At 46.2% G+C, this 19470-nt stretch carries 19 protein-coding genes and 2 pseudogenes; 12 read left to right on the forward strand and 9 right to left on the reverse strand.

From position 1 onward, the window contains the following. Window positions 1-5: 5 nt before the first annotated feature. The 5 genes from CBX98_RS17080 (at window position 6) to CBX98_RS17100 (ending at window position 5198) form a co-directional block, all read left to right on the forward strand. Entirely contained in the window at window positions 6-1073 is a 1068-nt protein-coding gene (locus tag CBX98_RS17080; RefSeq protein WP_006741060.1) for a branched-chain amino acid ABC transporter permease, read from the forward strand. A gap of 45 nt (window positions 1074-1118) precedes the next feature. After that, on the forward strand, window positions 1119-2363 hold the full coding sequence (locus CBX98_RS17085; RefSeq protein WP_006741059.1) for an ABC transporter substrate-binding protein: 1245 nt from the start codon (window positions 1119-1121) through the stop codon (window positions 2361-2363). 80 nt (window positions 2364-2443) lie between these two features. Then, window positions 2444-3265: an ABC transporter ATP-binding protein gene (locus CBX98_RS17090; protein WP_005392594.1), complete on the forward strand. Its 822-nt coding sequence runs from the start codon at window positions 2444-2446 to the stop codon at window positions 3263-3265. A 9-nt stretch (window positions 3266-3274) separates the two neighbouring features. Continuing rightward, a complete protein-coding gene (locus CBX98_RS17095; RefSeq protein ID WP_109169833.1) occupies window positions 3275-4477 on the forward strand; it encodes an AMP-binding protein in 1203 nt (400 codons plus the stop codon). 124 nt (window positions 4478-4601) lie between these two features. Next, complete coding sequence (locus CBX98_RS17100; protein WP_109169834.1) at window positions 4602-5198, forward strand: methyltransferase domain-containing protein; 597 nt, start codon at window positions 4602-4604, stop codon at window positions 5196-5198. Here the strand turns inward: CBX98_RS17100 and CBX98_RS17105 are convergent. From CBX98_RS17105 to CBX98_RS17115, 3 genes and pseudogenes are all read right to left on the reverse strand, one after another. Continuing rightward, window positions 5195-5677, reverse strand: coding sequence for a hypothetical protein (locus CBX98_RS17105; RefSeq protein ID WP_109169835.1), 483 nt, complete (start codon window positions 5675-5677; stop codon window positions 5195-5197). The two genes, CBX98_RS17100 and CBX98_RS17105, sit on opposite strands and share 4 nt — an antisense overlap. A 117-nt stretch (window positions 5678-5794) precedes the next feature. Beyond that, a complete protein-coding gene (locus CBX98_RS17110) occupies window positions 5795-6409 on the reverse strand; it encodes a c-type cytochrome (RefSeq protein ID WP_109169836.1) in 615 nt (204 codons plus the stop codon). Window positions 6410-6512: 103 nt separating this feature from the next. Next, window positions 6513-6742 (reverse strand): annotated as a pseudogene (locus CBX98_RS17115) (molybdopterin containing oxidoreductase); the annotation flags it as partial. Between CBX98_RS17115 and CBX98_RS17120 the strand changes: the two are divergent. Both CBX98_RS17120 and CBX98_RS17125 read left to right on the forward strand, forming a co-directional pair. Further along, complete coding sequence (locus CBX98_RS17120) at window positions 6721-7011, forward strand: hypothetical protein (protein WP_109169970.1); 291 nt, start codon at window positions 6721-6723, stop codon at window positions 7009-7011. The pseudogene CBX98_RS17115 and the gene CBX98_RS17120 sit on opposite strands and share 22 nt — an antisense overlap. A 150-nt stretch (window positions 7012-7161) precedes the next feature. Then, window positions 7162-9075 (forward strand): BCCT family transporter, encoded by a 1914-nt coding sequence (locus CBX98_RS17125; protein ID WP_109169837.1) that lies wholly within the window; start codon window positions 7162-7164, stop codon window positions 9073-9075. A 90-nt stretch (window positions 9076-9165) separates the two neighbouring features. Here CBX98_RS17125 and CBX98_RS17130 read toward each other — a convergent pair whose 3' ends face one another. The 3 genes from CBX98_RS17130 to budA are packed head-to-tail and all read right to left on the reverse strand — an operon-like array spanning window position 9166 to window position 12439. Beyond that, complete coding sequence (locus CBX98_RS17130) at window positions 9166-9924, reverse strand: SDR family oxidoreductase (protein WP_109169838.1); 759 nt, start codon at window positions 9922-9924, stop codon at window positions 9166-9168. Beyond that, window positions 9921-11624 carry an acetolactate synthase AlsS gene (alsS, locus tag CBX98_RS17135; protein WP_109169839.1) on the reverse strand — a complete coding sequence of 568 codons (1704 nt, stop codon included), beginning with the start codon at window positions 11622-11624 and terminating at the stop codon, window positions 9921-9923. Before alsS ends, CBX98_RS17130 begins: the two co-directional genes overlap by 4 nt. 29 nt (window positions 11625-11653) lie before the next feature. Beyond that, on the reverse strand, window positions 11654-12439 hold the full coding sequence (gene budA / locus CBX98_RS17140; RefSeq protein WP_005373273.1) for an acetolactate decarboxylase: 786 nt from the start codon (window positions 12437-12439) through the stop codon (window positions 11654-11656). 97 nt (window positions 12440-12536) lie between these two features. Here budA and CBX98_RS17145 point away from each other — a divergent pair, with 97 nt between their 5' ends. The 4 genes and pseudogenes from CBX98_RS17145 (at window position 12537) to CBX98_RS17160 (ending at window position 15279) form a co-directional block, all read left to right on the forward strand. Then, window positions 12537-13418, forward strand: a complete 882-nt coding sequence (locus tag CBX98_RS17145; protein ID WP_109169840.1) for a LysR family transcriptional regulator — start codon at window positions 12537-12539, stop codon at window positions 13416-13418. 134 nt (window positions 13419-13552) lie between these two features. Beyond that, window positions 13553-14209 (forward strand): hexitol phosphatase HxpB, encoded by a 657-nt coding sequence (hxpB, locus tag CBX98_RS17150; protein WP_109169841.1) that lies wholly within the window; start codon window positions 13553-13555, stop codon window positions 14207-14209. Window positions 14210-14390: 181 nt separating this feature from the next. Further along, window positions 14391-14498 (forward strand): annotated as a pseudogene (locus CBX98_RS17155) (TIGR04141 family sporadically distributed protein); the annotation flags it as partial. Window positions 14499-14523: 25 nt separating this feature from the next. Then, window positions 14524-15279 carry a PhzF family phenazine biosynthesis protein gene (locus tag CBX98_RS17160; RefSeq protein WP_109169842.1) on the forward strand — a complete coding sequence of 252 codons (756 nt, stop codon included), beginning with the start codon at window positions 14524-14526 and terminating at the stop codon, window positions 15277-15279. Window positions 15280-15348: 69 nt separating this feature from the next. Here the strand turns inward: CBX98_RS17160 and CBX98_RS17165 are convergent, their stop codons facing one another. Genes CBX98_RS17165 through CBX98_RS17175 form a run of 3 tightly spaced genes read right to left on the reverse strand, consistent with a single transcriptional unit; the run spans window position 15349 to window position 17898 of the window. Continuing rightward, on the reverse strand, window positions 15349-15477 hold the full coding sequence (locus CBX98_RS17165) for a DUF2474 domain-containing protein (protein ID WP_015313385.1): 129 nt from the start codon (window positions 15475-15477) through the stop codon (window positions 15349-15351). Between the two features lie 20 nt (window positions 15478-15497). Next, window positions 15498-16505, reverse strand: a complete 1008-nt coding sequence (gene cydB / locus CBX98_RS17170; RefSeq protein ID WP_109169843.1) for a cytochrome d ubiquinol oxidase subunit II — start codon at window positions 16503-16505, stop codon at window positions 15498-15500. A 28-nt stretch (window positions 16506-16533) separates the two neighbouring features. Beyond that, window positions 16534-17898 carry a cytochrome ubiquinol oxidase subunit I gene (locus CBX98_RS17175; protein ID WP_109169844.1) on the reverse strand — a complete coding sequence of 455 codons (1365 nt, stop codon included), beginning with the start codon at window positions 17896-17898 and terminating at the stop codon, window positions 16534-16536. Between the two features lie 136 nt (window positions 17899-18034). On the opposite strand from CBX98_RS17175, the gene CBX98_RS17180 reads away from it, so the two are divergent. Further along, window positions 18035-19468, forward strand: a complete 1434-nt coding sequence (locus CBX98_RS17180) for a PLP-dependent aminotransferase family protein (protein ID WP_172605995.1) — start codon at window positions 18035-18037, stop codon at window positions 19466-19468. Window positions 19469-19470 lie beyond the last annotated feature (2 nt).

Genomic DNA, 19470 nt, shown 5'->3' on the forward strand with positions numbered 1-19470 from the left:
ATAACATGGCTCAACTTAGCATGCGCCCATGTGGGGATTTTCGAACCACATACAAAAGTGATACGCCAATTTTTGAAACCAAAACCATTAGAAGCCTAGCGATTGCAGGTGTGATCGCCATGTTGGCTGCGCCTTTGGTATTGGATATCTATTTTCTTAACCTGTTTATTCAGATTGCGTATCTCGGTATCGCGGCGCTGGGTTTAAACATTCTGGTTGGTTTTACCGGACAAATTTCCCTAGGTCACGGTGCGTTCTTTGGCTTTGGCGCCTTTGCATCGGCTTGGCTAAATAACCAGTTCAACATTCCAGTCGTGTTTGCGATTCCGCTTGCGGGTTACTTAACCATGATTGTCGGGATGCTGTTTGGTCTGCCAGCTGCGCGAATTAAAGGCTTATATCTCGCGATTGCGACTTTGGCTGCGCAGTTTATTTTAGAGGACTTCTTTGCTCGTGCAGACTGGTTCAGTGGCGGCTCATATGGTGCTGGTGCAAACCCTATCAATCTGTTTGGCTTTGAGTTTACGACCGATGAAAGCTTCTTCTACATTGCTCTGTTTGCGTTGATCTTTATGTACATGTGGGCATCGAACTTGATCCGTTCTCGTGATGGTCGCGCGTTTGTCTCGGTACGAGATCACTACCTGTCGGCAGAAATCATGGGCATCAACCTAACCAAATATCGTCTGCTCTCATTTGGTGTGTGTGCGTTCTATGCAGGGATCGGGGGCGCACTCTACGGCCATTATCTAGGTTTTGTATCAGCAGAAGGTTTCACCATCATGATGTCTATCCAGTTCTTGGCAATGATCATCATTGGTGGCTTGGGTTCAGTCAAAGGCACATTGATGGGCACGATATTTATCGTATTACTGCCAGAAGTATTGGAGTTTGGCGTGACGGGGTTGGCTGCGTTTAGCAATAACACTTCGTTCGTTGACGGGCTTGCTTACTTCAAAGAAATGGCGATCGGCTTGGTCATCATGCTGTTCCTTATTTTCGAACCTCAAGGGTTATCGCATCGCTGGCAACAGATTCGAGCATATTGGAAACACTATCCGTTCTCATATTAACGTGGAATTAAGTGGAATATACCTCAATAACAAGGACAACGAGTTATGAACAAAGGACATTTAGCGACAACGTTGGTGCTATCTTCGGCACTGTTTACTACCGCAACTTGGGCAAAAGACTCTGTATTCGTCGGGCAATTGGTCGACTTTTCTGGACCAACAGCCTACGTGAGTAAGCCTTATGGTTCTGGCGTGCGAGACGCATTACGCTGGATCAACCAAAACGGTGGCATTAACGGTACTGAGCTCGAATTTGAAACGGTAGACATGGCGTATAAAGTGCCAGTAGCCATTTCCAACTACAAACGTTGGGTGGCGCGTAAAGACATGGTTGCGCTACAAGGTTGGGGCACGGCAGATACCGAAGCACTCATCTCGTTTGTGACCAAAGACAAAGTGCCAGTGTTCTCTGCCTCTTATTCAGGTCACTTAACGGACCCAACCGGCAAGAACCCAAAAACCGCGAAACCAGCGCCTTATAACTTCTTCTATGGTGCGTCGTACTCAGATGCGTGTCGTGCACTAGTGAAGTGGGCGAAAGAAGATTGGGAATCAAAGGGCAACCAAGGTGCGCCGAAATTTACCCATATTGGCGATAACCACCCATTCCCGAATGCGCCAAAAGAAGCGTGTGCAGAATATGCTGAAGAGCTTGGTTTTGAGGTACAAAACCCAGTCGTTGTGTCACTCAAACCGGGTGATTTCAAAGCACAATGTCTGTCACTCAAAGAGTCTGGCACCAACTACGGTTACATTGCCAATATCGGTAGCTCGGTAATCTCACTCGTGAAGTCTTGTAATACGGTTGGTACAGAGTTCCAGTACATGGCGAACATTTGGGGCGGTGACAAACCAGTACTTGAAGCGGCGGGCGATGGCCTTAAAGATTATGTTTTTCCTGGCATGACGGCGTTTTGGGGAGACGATAACGAAGGCATGAAACTGGTTCGTGAGATTTCTAAGCAGTCTGAATCAGAGCCTGGCGAGTTTAGAACTCACCACTACATTCGCGGCATTTGTTCTGCGTTCTACATGAAAGAAGCGATGGAGTGGGCGAAAGACAACGGTGGCATCACGGGTGAAAACATCAAGAAGGGCATGTATGTCCATGACAACTGGGTCCCACAAGGCTTAGAAGGTGTTTGTGTACCTGCGAACTGGAAACCGGAAGATCACCGTGGCACAACAACCGTGAACGTGTTTATGGGTAACAACAACGGCGGCGCAGTAGATATAAAGAAAGTGTCTCAAGTGACATTGTCACGTCGTGACGATTGGCTAGGTTACTAATCGACGACTTATTAATAACAAAGCTTACTGAAAATAAGGATGGGTGAGAGGACACTCTCACCCTAGCAAGGAGTAGCTTGATGGCTGAATTAGCAACGAATATCGAACCGGCAGAAATACTGCTTTCAGTGAACAACATTGAAGTCGTCTACGACGAAGTAATACTAGTACTTCGCGGTGTGAGCTTAGAAGTTCCAAAAGGGCAGATTGTGACCTTACTGGGCGCCAACGGTGCGGGTAAATCCACGACGTTAAAAGCTATTTCTGGTTTGTTGAAAACCGAAGATGGTGAAGTGACGCGCGGTGAAATCAACTTCATGGGCGAGCGCATAGACAACAAAAGCCCGGAAGAGATCGTCCGTTCGGGCATCTTCCAAGTTATGGAAGGGCGCCGAATTGTTGAAGACATGACGGTAATAGAAAATCTTCGCTTAGGGGCTTACACGCGTACGGACAACGAAGTCGAGCAAGACATCGAAATGGTGTTTGATTATTTCCCTCGCCTTAAAGAGCGCACCGGTCTAGCGGGTTATTTGTCAGGTGGTGAGCAGCAAATGCTAGCGATTGGTCGTGCACTGATGGCTCGTCCAAAAATGATCTTGTTGGATGAACCTTCGATGGGGCTTTCGCCGCTGTTGGTGAAGGAGGTGTTCAGCATTATTAACAAGATTAATAAAGATCAAGGCATTACCATGCTTTTGGTTGAGCAGAATGCCAACTTTGCCCTTCAAGCGGCCGATTACGGTTACATCATGGAATCAGGCAAAATCGTACTGGATGGCAGCAAGCACGAACTGCTAAACAATGAAGATGTGAAAGAGTTCTACCTTGGCGGCGGCGATGAAGATCGCAAGAGCTTCAAGAATCTGAAATCTTACAAACGTCGTAAGCGTTGGTTATAAGGAGCAAGGATGAACGAACTATTTGATGCGAAAGAGTCTTTGTCTCCGCAGGCACGAGAAGAATCGCTGTTTCAACGTCTGCCAACGTTGATTGAAAATGCAAAAGCCAACAGCGAACATTATGCGACGCATTTTGCTGAGTTAGATCCTACATTGGCGAATAATCGTGAAGGGCTTACCCAGTTTCCAATTACGCGCAAATTCAATATGCCAAACCAGCAGCAACTTAAACCGCCGTTTGGTGGTTTAAATAGTGTTGCGATTGGTCAGATGGCGCGTGTATTCCAATCACCGGGGCCGTTGTATGAGGCACAAACGGATGAGATGGATTTCTGGCGTATGGGGCGCGCGTTTCACGCGGCTGGATTTAGTGCGGGCGATTTAGTGCATAACACGCTCTCTTATCATTTCTCGCCTGGTGGATTTATTATGGATGGTGGCGCAAGAGCTTGTGGCTGCGCGGTATTTCCGGCGGGTGTCGGGAATACCGAGGCACAAATTGAAGCGATTAAACAGCTTCAGCCAACGGGTTATACGGGCACGCCTTCTTACTTGCTGACGTTGTTACAAAAGTACCAAGAACAATACGGTGAGTCGCCGAGTTTTACCAAAGCGCTGGTCTCTGGTGAAGCGGTCACCGCAGACATGCAACAGATGTTTGAGGACAAAGGCATTGCAGTCTCTCAAGCCTACGCAAGTGCTGAGCTTGGTTTGATTGCTTATCAAGTGTCTGGTGAGCAAGGCTTGGTGATTGCCGAAGATATTATCGTTGAAATCGTTAATCCTGATGGCATTCCTGTACAACCGGGAGAAGTCGGCGAAGTGGTCGTGACATCGCTCGATGAGAAGTTTCCGCTGATTCGCTACGCAACGGGAGATTTATCGGCATACCTAGAAACGGGCTCGGATTCGCCACGCACGAATGCGCGAATTAAAGGCTGGATGGGGCGTGCGGACTCAGCGGTGAAAGTGAAAGGCCTGTTTGTTTATCCGCATCAGATCCAAGAAGTCTGTCGTCGCCACGATATTAAAGGCTCCTTGAAAATTGAGCGTGATCTCTTCAACGATACCATTACTTTCTGCTGTCATGATGCTCACGTATCGGCAGAGGACATTCAAGCGACACTCCAGTCTGTCACCAAACTGAAAGGCAATATCCAGTTCGTGCCGAACCAGGCTGAGCAGCCGTTAATTAATGACCTGCGCAGTTAATCCGTCATTGTAAACCGCAGTTATAAAAAGCTAACAACGTAAAAATCAAAGGCTAGGAGAGGGGATACCACATTGTGCTGCGTATCCCTTTCTTTTTGTGCCAGTACAATCAAGAGGGCGATAAATGAAGCAGGCACCGACCATCAATCAACAGTTTTGGGATAATTTGTTTACCCAAGGCACCATGCCGTGGGATGCCAAAACCACACCTCAAGAGCTAAAAGCTTACCTAGAAAACGCGCTTCATAGCGGTCAGTCTGTATTTATCCCTGGCTGTGGTGCTGCTTATGAACTCAGCTCTTTTATTCAATATGGGCATGATGTGATCGCGATGGATTACAGCCAACAAGCAGTAAAAATGGCGCAATCGATGTTAGGCAAGCACAAAGATAAAGTCGTGCTGGGGGATGTATTTAACGCTGACTCTACGCATTCATTTGATGTGATTTACGAGCGTGCCTTTCTCGCTGCACTACCGAGAGACCAGTGGCCAGATTACTTTGCTATGGTGGATAAATTACTGCCAAGAGGCGGTTTGTTAATTGGTTATTTCGTTATAGATGATGATTACCACTCTCGCTTCCCTCCATTTTGTTTGCGAAGTGGGGAGTTGGCGCAATATTTTGAACCAACGTTTACACTTATTGAATCTTCAACCGTTACAAATAGTGTGGATGTATTTAAAGGTAAGGAGTATTGGATGGTGTGGCAGAAGTGTTAGTCGCTTTTAATCTTTTTGAAGAAGTATTCGCGGAAACTTTCTGGCTCTTTTTTAATCGCTGAAAAGTAAGTCACAAATGTATGATATTTGGTCGATGCCATGAGCCAGAGAGCGGTAATAGGAAAAAGTACAAAACTAACAAAAAAAAGTTTATGTTCATCTTCAAGAAGGAATAGGCCAAGAGCGTAAACAAGGAACTGAAAGTAAATATTGATTAAGTTGATTTCTGCCGCTTTAGGTTTGCCTCTAACAATCATCATGTTTGGGATAACAAGCAGTAGAGTCATGACCCCAGCAAAAGAAAAGTTTAGAGCCAAGAAAGCATCAGTTGTTAAGTGCTCAGACGACTGGTCAATCAATATTGCCAGCAACGTTACTGCCATGCCGCCTCCCATCATAATCAAGGTAATGACTGCCACGCCAACAAGAAAAACCCAAATAGAAAGGTAATGGTTGTCAAAAAACTCTTCTGCCTTCAATCTCTTAAACCTCATCGATACGTACTATGAAATAACAGAGGTTACTTCACTCTATTCCTGTAGAGGGGATGCTCACATAGAAAGAATACGTATGTAAAATATCAATAAGCGTTAGTTTTAAAGGCGGGAGCTACCCCCATAATAGGTCGAAAGGTATTTCAGAATGGCTTCGCGATCATCACCCGGCAGTTCATCCATCCCTTGCTCTTCAATCATCCAATCTAAGGTTTCATCCCATCGTTGGCGGCTTAGTCCTTGTTGTGTGACCATGTGTAACGAATGACAGGCTGAGCAGACTGCCGCGACGAGCTCCATATTCTCTCCCGGCCTTAATATCCCATCACCTGGCGATTTAACCTCTAATCCTGATGACGTCATATTCCAATTGGGTGGTGTCGGGTTTTTCGTTGCAAGCCATGCAATGATAGCCGCGCGCGCACCGGGATCTGTTACGCTAGGGAAGGTCATGTTGGTCCCTGGCGCGAAGTCATTCGGAGCGGATAAAAATGCGTCCAACTTTTCTGCGTCCCATTTTCCTTGATGTTGTCTAATTCCGTTGCTGTAATTGAAGCCCTCAAAACTGGCGATATTGCGCTCTGCTAGCCCCCATAAGGGCGGGCCAACCACCGTTACGCCATTCGGCTCAAACTGATGGCAAGCTTTACAAACCATGGCTTGCTGCTCGCCTGCTGCAATCAACTCGTCGTTACTCGCAAGGACAGGGTCGCTCAACTAAGCCAAAAGGGTGAAAGCGAGCGGGAGTACCCGCTCTGATGGTTGTTTTGTTCTCACCTTGTTATGTCCCCTAAGTTCTCACTATTCTGCTACTGACTCTTTAGCTTCGTACAATCAATGCGATGCGGTGGAAAGTGTTGTGAGGTAACCTTTCGGATTCCATGCGATGGCAAAAGGCTGGCTGACACCTTGATCGTCAGTTGCTTTCGCCCACACTTCGTAGTAACCCGCTTGAGGGAACTTCACCTTAGCATTGAACGTTTTCCAAGCACCGTCATTGGCAGGAGCTGCGAGGTCGGCATCCATCCATGTTGCGCCAAAATCAATCCTTTCTCGCTGCACTACCGAGAGACCAGTGGCCAGATTACTTTGCTATGGTGGATAAATTGCTGCCAAGAGGCGGTTTGTTAATTGGTTATTTCGTTATAGATGATGATTACCACTCTCGCTTCCCTCCATTTTGTTTGCGAAGTGGGGAGTTGAAGGGTTATCTAGAACCGACGTTTAAGCTTGTGGAATCCTCAGTGGTGGCAAACAGTGTTGAGGTTTTTAAAGGTAGAGAGCGCTGGATGGTGTGGCAGAAAAGTTGCCGTATTTAAACGCTATGGCATCAAATAATGAATACAAAATCAGCGTCACATAATGCATATTTTAAAGACAATTATTCTTGTGGTAACGATAAGTGTTGTGAATTGGCGAAGTTGTGAGAAATGTAGATCATGTCCTTTGAAAACATAAGGATATATAATATGGATAAATCATTTTCTCTCATCGATAAGCCTACCTTCTTAGGCTCACTCTTTCTTTTACTCAGCGTCGTTATACCTTTAATTTTATTTCCCACACAAGGTGCGGATTGGATAGCTTCGGCCAAATTTTTCATGACCGATAAGCTTGGTGTGTTATACCTCGCACTGGGTATCGCAGCAATGTGTTTTATGATTTACACCGTGTTCAGCGATCTTGGCCAAATCAAACTTGGTGAAGCCGACGAGCAACCAGAATTTGGTAACGCCTCATGGGCTGCAATGCTATTTTGTGGAGGTATTGGCGCAAGTATTCTGTATTGGGGGTGTATCGAGTGGGCATACTACTATCAATCACCACCATTTCAGTTGGAAGCAGGCAGTGAAGAAGCCATTCGCTGGGCCGCGACTTATGGTCTGTTTCACTGGGGACCGATCGCTTGGTCAATTTACCTTATTCCTGCTCTGCCTATTGCTTACTTCTTTTATGTACGCAAACAACCTGTTTTGAAAATCTCTAGTGCGTTAATGCCTGTATTAGGAGAAAAGCGCGCAAACGGCGGTATTGGTAAGTTTATTGATGTGCTGTTTATTTTTGGTATGTTGGGTGGCGCGGCGACTACGCTTGGCTTAGCTGCGCCTCTTATCAACGGTGGTCTACATCATATCTTCGGTCTTCCAAACAATACCTTCAGCCAAGTGGCTGTATTACTTCTCTGTACTGCGATTTTTGGTTACTCCGCGTATGCAGGGCTTGAGAAGGGGATCAAATTCCTTAGTAACATTAACTTCTGGGGTGCGATGGGCTTGTTACTCTTTGTACTCGCCGTTGGGCCAACCGTGTTCATGTTAGAAACAGGCTTAGATTCTATTGGTCGTATGTTGTCTAACTTCTTTGTTATGGCTACCTGGGCGGAGCCGTTTGGTGGTTATGGTGAGTTTACAGATACACACTTCCCGCAAGACTGGACTATTTTCTACTGGGCATGGTGGTTAGTCTTTGCTCCTTGTATGGGATTGTTTGTTGCGCGTATCTCGCGTGGAAGAACGATCAAACAGATGGTCGTAGGTTCTATATTTTACGGTTCTTTAGGTTGTTTCTTATTCTTCATTGTTTTAGGTAACTATGGTTTATCGTTGCAATTGACGGGTGAGCTTGATGTCATCGCAATCCTCAACGAATCGGGCGCACCGGCGGCAATTTTTGCAACGTTAGATACACTGCCGTTAGGGCCAATCGTTATTGGTGTTTTTACACTGTTGTGTATCATTTTTACGGCGACGTCGTTTGACTCTATCTCGTACATTCTTGCGTCTGTGGTTCAAAATGATGTGACGGAAGAACCGATGCGCTGGAACCGTTTGTTCTGGGCGTTTACTTTGTCTTTTCTGCCAACCGTCCTAATGTTCATGGGAGGTTTATCGACATTACAAACCGCTGCGATCGTGGGCGGTTTACCGTTGTTAGTTATCTCGGTGATGTTGATGGTGTCCTTTGTTCGCGCTGCGAGCCTAGATATTAAACATCAAGCAGAATACGAAGAGCCAACCATTAACATTGAAGAACTGCCGGAAATTGACCCTTGGTCAACAGAGGGAATGGCTTTGGCGAAATTTGAGCGCTTTAAAGACTTAGCTCAACAGGCGGCTGAAGAAGAGCGCGAAGCAATGGCAGCCCTGATGAGCATGCGTAAGAGAATTCGCGCATTTGCCTTAGAACATAGCTGTGAATCTGGGTTTTCGGACCATCATTTACCAGAAGAGATGCAAGCAGAGCTACAGCAACTAACCGAAGCGCTTGAGTTGGCTCAACAGAAGAAGCAAGAACTGTCTGAACAAGCCCAAGAATCTCGAATGGAATTTAATCATGTGTTATTAGGCGGCGCGTCGGCAGGTTTAGCAACGTCGCAGGCTTAAGAACAGACACACAAGAGCCGAGTACAAACTCGGCTCTTTTTTGGCGTGGATACCTTACAGTTAAAAATTCTGCTCAGTCAGTGTTAATGCTTATACTATTTTAGGTTGACCATCTGATGCGGTGGCACCGCCGTCTACAGGTAGGTTTACGCCATTAATGAAAGATGCGTCATCACTTGCCAAGAAAGTCACGACGGACGCAATTTCTTCAGGTTCGGCGGCTCGGCCGAGCGCAATGCGCTCATTGAATTTATCGCGGATTTCCTGCGGCCAGCCGTTCGTCATGTTGGTTTTTACTAAGCTGGGGCATACGGCGTTAATTCTTACCCCATCCGCACCATGGTCCAATGCCATCGCTCTAGTCAGATTGACCACAGCGCCTTTACTCGCACAATAGAATGCGGCACCCCAGTCACCACCCAAACCGGAAACGGACGCGGTATTCACCATACAACCTTTCGTTTTTAAGAGTTCAGGTAACGCAAACTTCGCGCAATAAACGACGCCGTCAATGTTTACACCAGAGATCTTCTTCCAGTCTTCCACACTACCTTCAATCACGGATCCTGGGACATGTACGCCAGCATTGTTTACTAAAATATCCAGTTTACCGAAACGGGTAACAACATCAGAAATCAGTGCTGCGACTTTGTCTGGATCAGAAACATCAATGGAATGCGCAGACACGCGCTGTTTATCAAAGCCCTCAACAGCGTTTGCCAACTGCTCTTCATTCCAATCGGCAAGAGCGACGTTTGCGCCTTCTTCATACAAACGTTTTGCGATGGCCAAACCAATACCATTGGCAGAACCAGTGACGAGTGCGACTTTATTTTTTAATCCTCTCATGCGATTTCTCCTTCGAAACTTACAAAAACGGGATCTTGATTTTTCTCTGTGCGCGGCAACATCAGTTTGTCGTTGTCGCTGTAATCTACGGGGATAGCCACCACTGCTGGTCCTTCAACGTCCATGGCTTTATTCAATGCCGGTAGCAATTCGTGTTGACTAGTCACTGCGAAGCCTTTCGCGCCAAATGATTCGGCGTACGCCTTGAAATCAATTGGTCCAAATTTCACACCAGAGCAGCGCTGATATTTGTTGATCTCTTGCATTTCTACCATGTTGTAGGCGTTATCAACCCACACAATATGGACGATATTGCAGTTCAGTCTAACCGCGGTTTCTAACTCCATGCTCGATTGCATAAAACCGCCGTCTCCCGATATCGATACCACTTTACTACCAGGTTTTAGTAGGCTGGCACCAATGGCCCATGGCAGTGCAACGCCCATCGTTTGTTGGCCGTTAGACACCAGCATTTGGCGAGCTCGAAAACAACTTAAGTAACGAGCGATCCAGATGTGGAAGCTCCCCATATCAAGACATAGCGTGGTATCTGGTGTGATGATAGATTGCATGGCTTTAATCAGTGCCAGTGGATGAAATCCTTGCTTGTTATAGACATTGGGATAGGTTTTGATCACTTGCCGTTGCAGTGCTACCTCTTCCAGTACTGAAAGTGCCGTTGGGGAAAGGCGCGCATATTCAGAGATATAGCTGCCCATCTTGTCTAATGACTGCGCAATATTTCCGACGATTTCAACACAAGGCTGATAATTAAGTTGGTATTCTGCTGGTTCAATATCGAGGTGAATCACTGGGTTGCGGTGGCTGTTCCAAAGCTCAGGGTCATACTCTATTGGGCTAAAGCCGATGGTGAGAATTAAATCGGCATCACGCAGTAAAACATCGCCGGGTTGGTTGTTAAATAAACCAACACGACCAGCAAAGTGGTGATAGTAGTTGATGTCTACCGTGCCGGCGGCTTGGTAAGTGCCGACAACGGGTAGCTGCGTATTTTGAAGAAATCGGGCGATAGCAGCAGCGTTTTGGCTGCGGCTCGCGTGAAGGCCAAGTAAAACCACACAGCGCTTTGCTTTACTGATTCGACTGACCGCTTCTTCGATTGCTGCGATGTCTGCGCAACCAGGCTGTGTGTAAGGCGAGGGGACAATAATGTCCGTTTGGGTTTGCTCGGATAAAACATCTTGGGGGAGACTCAAAAAGCAAGCCCCAGGACGACCTGACTCTGCGATACGAAATGCGTTCGCCATGATCTCGCTTGCGGCGTCCACATGCTGCACTTCAGCACTGAACTTGGTTATAGAGCGAAAAATACTGACGGTATCCATGCTCTGGTGTGTTTGTTTTTGCTGGTCAGTTCGTTTCACCGCACCACCGATAGCAATCAGCGGATCGCCTTCGGAGTTTGCTGTTGCCACCCCCGTAACTAGATTTCCACAGCCAGGGCCTGACGTAACCATTGTGACGCCTGCTTTGCCGGTTAGTCTTCCCATAACGCCCGCCATAAATGCGCCGTTAGCCTCGTGACGTACAGGAATCATTTGGATGTTAGTGTCTTCAATCGCATCGAACAGTCGATCGATTTTTGCACCGGGAATACCGAAAATGTACTTAATGCCGAGAGACTCTAGCTGTTGAGCGATCAACTGAGCTCCATTTTTATTTGAAGGTTTGGATTGCATTTGTTGTCCTTATTATTTGCCTGACTTTGTTACTTTTCCGCCTTTTCTATAGCGGTATTTATATCTTCCGGAGCCAAATTGGCGTTGAGAAAGTCTGTCGATACTGGTGTATCAATCACTAGCCGCGAGACTTTGCCAATCTGGAGAAATCCTGACGAAATGCTGTAATCCTGAATATGACCACCTCCTTGGCGGTCATCGGTAATAAAGTGTTCGTGATAGCCGGGTACATTGATGCCAGTCGTATATTTAGGACTACGAAAGCCAGCGACCACGCCTTGCTTATGCGTGAAGCGGAATGTTGGTTGTTCTTTGACCACTTCAAGCATTGGCCGATAAGGGCGTGTTTGTTTAGGTACGGTGCGAGTACGAACTGAATCGAAAACGCCATCAATGCGCACTGCGCAAAATAGGTTGTCACTTGGAACCATGTCGTCTATGAGGCTATGGACTTCATGACGTGACATGCGCGATGTCAGTGGCAGCTCGATATCAGGCTTAAAAAAAGTCATGACAGCAAAGGGCGTTTTTTGCGCTAGGTCTGCCGGGTTTGCGGAGCCATCCGACTTGAGTTGAAAAACTTCCTTATCAAAAGCAATCAACTCACCATCCAATTCATTGAACGTACCTAAACCAAAATCCCCATGTTTCAGCAGTTCTTCTATGGTTGTTGAGCCTTCGTAAACACCAGCGATCAAAGCACTCATTAACGAAGTCTGATAAATCTCACCATCTCCGGTAACGTGATGGTATTCAGAAAATTCTTTCGCTACTTCAAGCGAACAAGCACATAGAGGGTTATAAAATCCACGCATGAGTAAGACCAGTTATGCAATGAAGAGTATATTTAGATTGACTTCTACACGGTGCTAAATCCAATATAAAAAAGATTTATTTTGATATGGAAAATATATGGAATTTCGCTACCTGAAGTATTTTGTCGCGGTCGCCGAGACTCGTCACTTTACCCGAGCCGCTGAACAGTTAGGGATTGCGCAACCTCCTTTAAGTCAACAAATCAAAAAGTTAGAGCACGAGCTTGGTGTGGACCTATTTAAGCGCTTGTCTAGAGGGGTAGAACTGACCCATGCTGGCCAAGTCTTTTATACTGATGCGGTAAATATTCTTGCTGATGTGGAACGCGCTAAAGCAAAAGCTCGACAGATTGCCCGTGGTGAAAATACGCAGGTTAAAATCGGGTTCGCAACGTCAACATCAACCTGCATTAAGGTATTAGAGAGGGTGGGGCGAATTCAAGAGGATGGAGTTCACTTACAGACGGCGGAACTGTCAATGCCAGAGCTTGCCGCTCAGTTAAAAAGCAAACAACTTGATCTCGCAATCATGCGCCTGCCCTGTTATGCCAGTGAGCCTTTTGAGCACAAGGTGTTGTTTAACGACCCGTTTGTCGCTGTGATTCCGGCGGGGCACGAGCTGGCAAAGTATCCCTGTATCCAGATGAAACAGTTGAGAGGCCATAAAATTTTACTGTTTCCACGAGAGACTGGACCCGCATTGTTTGATGGCATGAGCACACTTTTTGCCGACGCAGGAGTAAGACTCGAATCACAGTTTGCAGCACCGCAACTTCGTACGACGATTGCCATGGCGCAGGCTGGGTTAGGTATTGCTCTCGTTCCGCGTTCACTGGCTGAACATCTCGATGATTCTGCGACAGTCGCCGAGATTGATGATATCCCTCTCACTAGTCGTGTTGTTGTTGCTTGGGAGGCATCTAATCTCAATAAACAAGCGTTGAAAGTAGCCATGAACATCGGTCATGTTGAGGTTTAAAGATGAGTCATCGAACAGGCTCTGATAGCCACAGGCAAATGTGATACTCTCCCTCGTTATATGCAAAGCTATGCTTTGCTTTGGTTGAACAGACAAACCTTACTCAACGAATAGAACTTACTGAGGATGTACCAATGATATACGCTGCGGTCTTTGATATGGACGGGTTGCTGATTGATTCAGAACCTTTGTGGAAGGAAGCGGAAAGGCAGGTGTTTTCATCAGTTGGCGTTCAAGTGACCGAAGTATTATCAAAGCAGACTGCGACGATGACGACAGGTGAAGTAACAAGGTTTTGGTATGAACGTAATCCTTGGCAAGAAAAGAGCCTAGACGAAGTAGAGAATGCTGTTGTGGATAAAGTGGAGGCATTAATAGTTGAAAAAGGATGCGAATTAGAGGGTGTTACAGAAACACTCAAATTGCTTAAGGAAAAAGGGTTTAAGATAGGGCTGTCTACTAATTCACCTTATCAACTCATTCCCACCATTTTGAACAAACTCGGTATTGCCAGTTACTTTGACGCGATATCATCGTCAGACGATGTAGAGCAGGGTAAGCCAGAGCCAGATGTCTACCTTTCAACAATCAATAAACTAGGTGTAGATTCAAGTAACTGTATTGCCTTTGAAGACTCTTATTCGGGTATGCTTGCGGCAACACGAGCAAACATAAAAACAGTCATTATACCTCAACCTGATAAGTTCTATCAAGAGTTTAATGAAGCCAGTCTAAAGCTGCAAAAGCTATCAGAGTTTAATGAAAGCCATTTAGTGGATTTAATAGGATAAAGCTATTCATTACGATTGGTAATATTTATGACAGATGTCATACCATATGGAGAACTTTGATGAGATGTTAGTTGCTTATGTGTAGGAGTGGTGAGGGATGAAATGAAGCTTAATGTCGTTGCATATTTGATCAAAGAAGGCTACGAAGAGGCCGATATAATCAACCCTAAGAAACAAGAAGAAAGGTGAAGTGCACTTGCCATTTTTTTCAAAAGTAAACCTGCGTCATCACAGTAGACGGTTACAAAACATGGGTTTTACGGTTGAACTAGCCAAGATAGATGCATAACGGCGTTAAACCGCAAGGATGGTGGATGATTAAAGCGCAAATATATGATGTATTTTGTGATGAGTTGGCTCAAGGTAACCCTTGTGGTGTTGTCGAACTAAATCACTGGCTGAGTGATTCTGAGTTACTTCAAATCACTCATCAGGTCGCTCAACCTGTCACATCATTTGTGGTTCAGTCTGGCAGCGACTACCACATTCGCTGGTTTAGCCTAGAAGGAGAGATCAACCTATGCGGACACGGAAGTTTGGGCGCAGGCGCTGCAATCATTTCCAACTATCATAAGAACGAGGTCATTCTACAAAGTCAGTATGGTCATGTTACCGTTACTGAACTGGATGGAATGTACAAGATCGTGATGCCAAGTTGGCAAGCTAAGCCTCATTCCATCCCCTTGGATATTTCAGGCTTCTCAAATCGCCCCGTAGATGCTTTTACAACGCGTGATTTGGTTGTTGTTCTCGAATCCGAAGATGATGTTGCTCACTATAAGCCTAACTTTGATGAGCTGATTAAAATTGATGAGTTTCATGCAGTCATCGTGACGGCTCAAAGCTCTGATAGTGGCTATGTGCTGCGTTACTTTGCACCTAAAATCGGTATTTCAGAAGATCTTGCCACAGGTTCGGCTCAGTGCTCATTGGCACCTTATTGGTTTGAAAAGCTGGGCAAAGAAAAACTGATGGCTCGCCAGCTATCTCGCGCTGGTGGCTATTTTGAAGTGGCTCGCGGTTCTGAATCTACTATCGTATTGTCTGCACACGTGAAAATTCGGACTTGAATGTAAACGCCTCTAGCTCTTACACAAGATCTAGAGGCATCCATTTTTTATTGACTAAAAAGTGCCGAGCTAAGATTTTAACCCTGCAGCGGTCATCATGACGCGAAACAGCATTGATACGAACCCCAGAGCGAGTACACTGGCCGCCCAGATCCCAACCATCCACGCCCACTGGCGACACCAATTTTTGATTTTCATACTGACTCCTTGCCAACTCGTTAATGGTACGCTACGTCTTCTTTCACTTTTCCGGAGAAGACGTAATAACTCCAAAAGGTGTAAGCCAGAATGATCGGGATGATGATCACCGCTCCAACGAGCATAAAGCGCTGACTGCTTGCAGGAGCCGCTGCTTCCCATATTGATATGCTAGGAGGAATGATATTTGGCCAGATACTGATGCCAAGCCCAGCGAACCCGAGAATCACGATCACCAATGCCATCACGAAAGGGCTGCGCTCTTTTCGCTTTTTAACGGAGTCGGCAATCTTCAAACATACCAGCCCAGTAATGACAGGTACGGGCAATAAGTAGAACAAATTAGGCAGAGAAAACCACCTTTCCGCAATGGAAGGGTAAGCAAGTGGGGTCCAAGCGCTCACAATGACTAATGCGGAGATCATCGCCAGTAGTGTTTTGTTAGTGAAGCGGTACATCGTGTTTTGCAGTGCACCTTCCGTTTTCATGATGAGCCATGTGCTACCAAGCAGCGCGTACGTTGCGACTAAACCCAAACCACAAAAGATGGGAAAAGGGGTGAGCCAGTCTAGTTGGCTACCTACGAAAACGCGGTTTTCCACCGCAAAGCCCTGAATTACCGCGCCGACAACGATGCCTTGGAAAAACGTGGTTAAAATAGAGCCGACCATAAAAGAGCGGTCCCAGAACTTTAAGTGGTTTTCCAATGCTTTAAAGCGAAACTCAAATGCTACGCCACGAAAGATCAAAGCAATCAACATCAACGTCAAAGGGATGGTTAGCGCTTCAATAATTACCGCGTAAGCCATCGGAAAAGCGCCAAATAGAGATGCGCCTCCAAGTACAATCCAAGTTTCGTTACCGTCCCAAACAGGCGCGACACTGTTGACCATGACGTCTTTTTGTTTTTCATCCTTGATGAAGGGCATCAGTATTCCAATACCTAAATCGAAGCCATCCATGATGATGTACATCAAAGTGGCAAAAACGATGATCGCGAACCAAATCACGGATAAATCAAAATGCATATTATCTACCTTAACTTTGTGACAAATTCTAGATGCGGCCCGAAACGGTCGTCATGTCGTGCTCATCGTGTTCGATTGCATCGGGGCCTTTCTTGATTTGGTGGATCATGTAGTAATAACCAAAACCAAATACCAAGCTGTATACAACAAGGAAACACAGCAGGCTGATGCTCATTTGTAGGTCTCCGTGTGCAGAAACCGCATCACGCGTTTTTTGTACGCCATACACGACCCAAGGTTGCCGACCAACCTCTGTCGTAAACCAGCCAGCGAGTATTGCGATAAGACCAGATGGCCCCATAAATAATGAAAACTTGAGGAACCAACGCGAGGTATAAAGCGTGTTCTTTTTTCGTAACCACATGCTGTAGAAGCTTTGAAAAATCATCAGAAGTCCTAGCCCGACCATGATTCGAAATGACCAAAAGACGATAGGTGAGTTCGGTCGTTCCTCTTTCGGGAAGTCTTTCAGCGCTGGGATTGGCTCAGTTAAACTGTGGCGTAGGATCAAACTTCCTAGAACAGGAATTTCTAAGGCATAGTCTGTGCGTTCTTGTTCCATGTTTGGCATGCCGAACAATATCAATGGGGTTGGTTTGCCATCTCTGTTATCCCAATGTCCTTCGATGGCAGCGATTTTGGCGGGCTGGTGTTCGAGAGTGTTTAACCCGTGTACATCGCCAATCACGGCTTGGAGTGGCGCAAGGAACACTAAGATCCCGAGCGACATCGAAAACATCGTTTTTACCGCAGTCGATTGATTGTCTCTCAATAAATGCCAAGCGGCTGACGCGCCTACAAAGAGTGCTGAACTGACGAAAGCCGCGACGCTCATGTGCGCCAAACGATAAGGAAATGAAGGATTGAAAACGATAGCAAACCAGTCGGTTGGCACCACGCGTCCGTCAACAATTTCATAACCTTGTGGCGTTTGCATCCAACTGTTGGAGGCGAGAATCCAGAAGGTCGAAATGATCGTGCCTAACGCCACCATCGAGGTTGCAAAAAAGTGCAGCTTTTCGCCGACGCGACGCCAACCAAACAGCATCACGCCAAGAAATCCAGCTTCGAGAAAGAAAGCCGTTAACACTTCATAAGTCAGTAATGGGCCAGTGATAGAACCAGCGAAGTCGGAGAAACCACTCCAGTTGGTGCCGAATTGATAGGCCATGACAAGGCCAGATACAACGCCCATCCCAAAGTTAACCGCAAAAATTTTCGACCAGAAGTGATAGAGCTTTTGGTAATCGGGATTACGTGTTTTTAGCCATAAGCCTTCCAGCACGGCGAGATAGGTGGCCAGACCTATGGTGATAGCGGGGAAAATAATATGAAAGGATACCGTAAAGGCGAACTGTATCCGTGCAAGCATAAATGCGTCGAGGCCAAACATTAAACTTCCTTTGATCTTTTAAGTTTTATGAGAGAGCTATTTTAAAAGGAGCGGAATGAGGGAAGTAGGTACAGACAGTGACTATAAACCTATAACAGATTAAATATTGAAGTGTTATTATTTTGAATTCAGCTTTATGGAGGGGGATTCGCGTGTGGCGAAGTATCAAGAGTTAGTGGAACAGCTTAAAAGGCAGATAAAATCGGGGATATGGCATCCGGGTGACAAGCTGCCTTCGCTGCGTCGCCAATCTGAACACTCGGGTTTAAGTTTGATGACGGTGTTGCATGCCTATCAAATTCTGGAATCTCAAGGCTGGGTGACGTCAGAGCCGCGCTCTGGTTATCGAGTCGCTCCCAATATTAAGAGTTCAAATGAACCCCAAGCGCCAGCCGCGGTTTCGTGGACAGAGCAGGTAGACATCAATGAGTTTATCTTTGATGTTCTGCAGGCGAGTAAAAATCCATCCATGATCAATTTTGGCTTTGCCTATCCAGACCCAAGTTTGTATCCACGCTATCACGTGAACCGGGCGATGAGCGCAGCCGCTCGCAATATGCCGATTTCCACCACCTTTGATAACTTACCGCCGGGAAACGAACAATTACGCACCATCATCGCGAAGCGTTATGCTGCGAAAGGCATTGAAATTTCACCCGATGAAATTGTCATTACGGCAGGCGCGCTGGAGGCGTTAACGCTCAGTTTGCAAGCCTGCACAAGACCGGGAGATTGGGTGGTTGTGGAGTCGCCTGCATTCTATGGCGCATTGCAATCCTTAGAGCGGTTAGGTTTGAAAGCGCTCTCAGTAAGAACAGACCCAGTCACGGGTATTGACCTAGATTCATTGGAACGAGCGCTGCAAACACACGATGTGAAAGCATGTTGGCTGATGTCGAACTTCCAAAATCCTCTGGGTTTTACGCTCTCCAACGAGAAAAAACAAAAGCTGATTGAGCTGACACAGCGATATAACGTGCCAGTGATTGAAGATGATGTGTACAGCGAACTGCATGCAGGGAATGACTTGGTCTACCCACTAAGAATGTTTGATGACATGGGCAATACCATGTTGTGCTCCTCGTTTTCAAAATCATTAATCGCAGGGCTACGTATTGGGTGGGTTGCGGCGGGAAAGCGGGCGCTAGAGGTACAAAAGTTACAGCTAATGAGTACATTAGCGACGAGTGCACCAGTGCAAATGACATTGGTGCACTATTTAACAAGCCGCAATTATGAATCGCATTTGAAGCAGTTACGGAAAAAGCTGTTTGAACGCAAAAGTAAGATGACGGATCAGCTTAGTGAGCTGTTACCTGAAGAAGTCAAAGTGTTAAGCCAAAGCGGCGGGTACTTTATTTGGTTAGAGCTTCCCAAGCATATCGACGCCTTGCAGATATATCGAGAAGCGCTAAAAGATAATATCAGCATCGCACCGGGAAAGATGTTCAGCCTGACAGAACAATACGATCACTGTATTCGTCTTAACGCTTCTTTTGAGCTTAATGACAAATACGTCCATGCTCTCAAGCTGCTTGCCAACATTATTCGCTGTCATTTGGCGAAATAGCG

Origin of the sequence: Vibrio sp. T9, assembly GCF_003123985.1 — a bacterium.
Taxonomy (GTDB): Bacteria; Pseudomonadota; Gammaproteobacteria; order Enterobacterales; family Vibrionaceae; genus Vibrio; species Vibrio diabolicus.

Bases quoted from the DNA above. Each gene is read 5' to 3' on its own strand.
- hxpB (WP_109169841.1), top strand. From the start codon at position 13,553: ATGATATACGCTGCGGTCTTTGATATGGACGGGTTGCTGATTGATTCA.
- cydB (WP_109169843.1), bottom strand. From the start codon at position 16,505: ATGCATTTTGATTTATCCGTGATTTGGTTCGCGATCATCGTTTTTGCC.
- CBX98_RS17120 (WP_109169970.1), top strand. From the start codon at position 6,721: ATGTTGCGCCAAAATCAATCCTTTCTCGCTGCACTACCGAGAGACCAG.
- budA (WP_005373273.1), bottom strand. From the start codon at position 12,439: ATGCGTGGATTTTATAACCCTCTATGTGCTTGTTCGCTTGAAGTAGCG.
- CBX98_RS17095 (WP_109169833.1), top strand. From the start codon at position 3,275: ATGAACGAACTATTTGATGCGAAAGAGTCTTTGTCTCCGCAGGCACGA.
- CBX98_RS17130 (WP_109169838.1), bottom strand. From the start codon at position 9,924: ATGAGAGGATTAAAAAATAAAGTCGCACTCGTCACTGGTTCTGCCAAT.
- CBX98_RS17100 (WP_109169834.1), top strand. From the start codon at position 4,602: ATGAAGCAGGCACCGACCATCAATCAACAGTTTTGGGATAATTTGTTT.
- CBX98_RS17090 (WP_005392594.1), top strand. From the start codon at position 2,444: ATGGCTGAATTAGCAACGAATATCGAACCGGCAGAAATACTGCTTTCA.
- CBX98_RS17085 (WP_006741059.1), top strand. From the start codon at position 1,119: ATGAACAAAGGACATTTAGCGACAACGTTGGTGCTATCTTCGGCACTG.
- CBX98_RS17165 (WP_015313385.1), bottom strand. From the start codon at position 15,477: ATGAAAATCAAAAATTGGTGTCGCCAGTGGGCGTGGATGGTTGGGATC.
- CBX98_RS17125 (WP_109169837.1), top strand. From the start codon at position 7,162: ATGGATAAATCATTTTCTCTCATCGATAAGCCTACCTTCTTAGGCTCA.
- CBX98_RS17180 (WP_172605995.1), top strand. From the start codon at position 18,035: ATGGAGGGGGATTCGCGTGTGGCGAAGTATCAAGAGTTAGTGGAACAG.
- CBX98_RS17080 (WP_006741060.1), top strand. From the start codon at position 6: ATGGCTCAACTTAGCATGCGCCCATGTGGGGATTTTCGAACCACATAC.
- CBX98_RS17145 (WP_109169840.1), top strand. From the start codon at position 12,537: ATGGAATTTCGCTACCTGAAGTATTTTGTCGCGGTCGCCGAGACTCGT.
- CBX98_RS17160 (WP_109169842.1), top strand. From the start codon at position 14,524: ATGATTAAAGCGCAAATATATGATGTATTTTGTGATGAGTTGGCTCAA.
- CBX98_RS17175 (WP_109169844.1), bottom strand. From the start codon at position 17,898: ATGTTTGGCCTCGACGCATTTATGCTTGCACGGATACAGTTCGCCTTT.
- alsS (WP_109169839.1), bottom strand. From the start codon at position 11,624: ATGCAATCCAAACCTTCAAATAAAAATGGAGCTCAGTTGATCGCTCAA.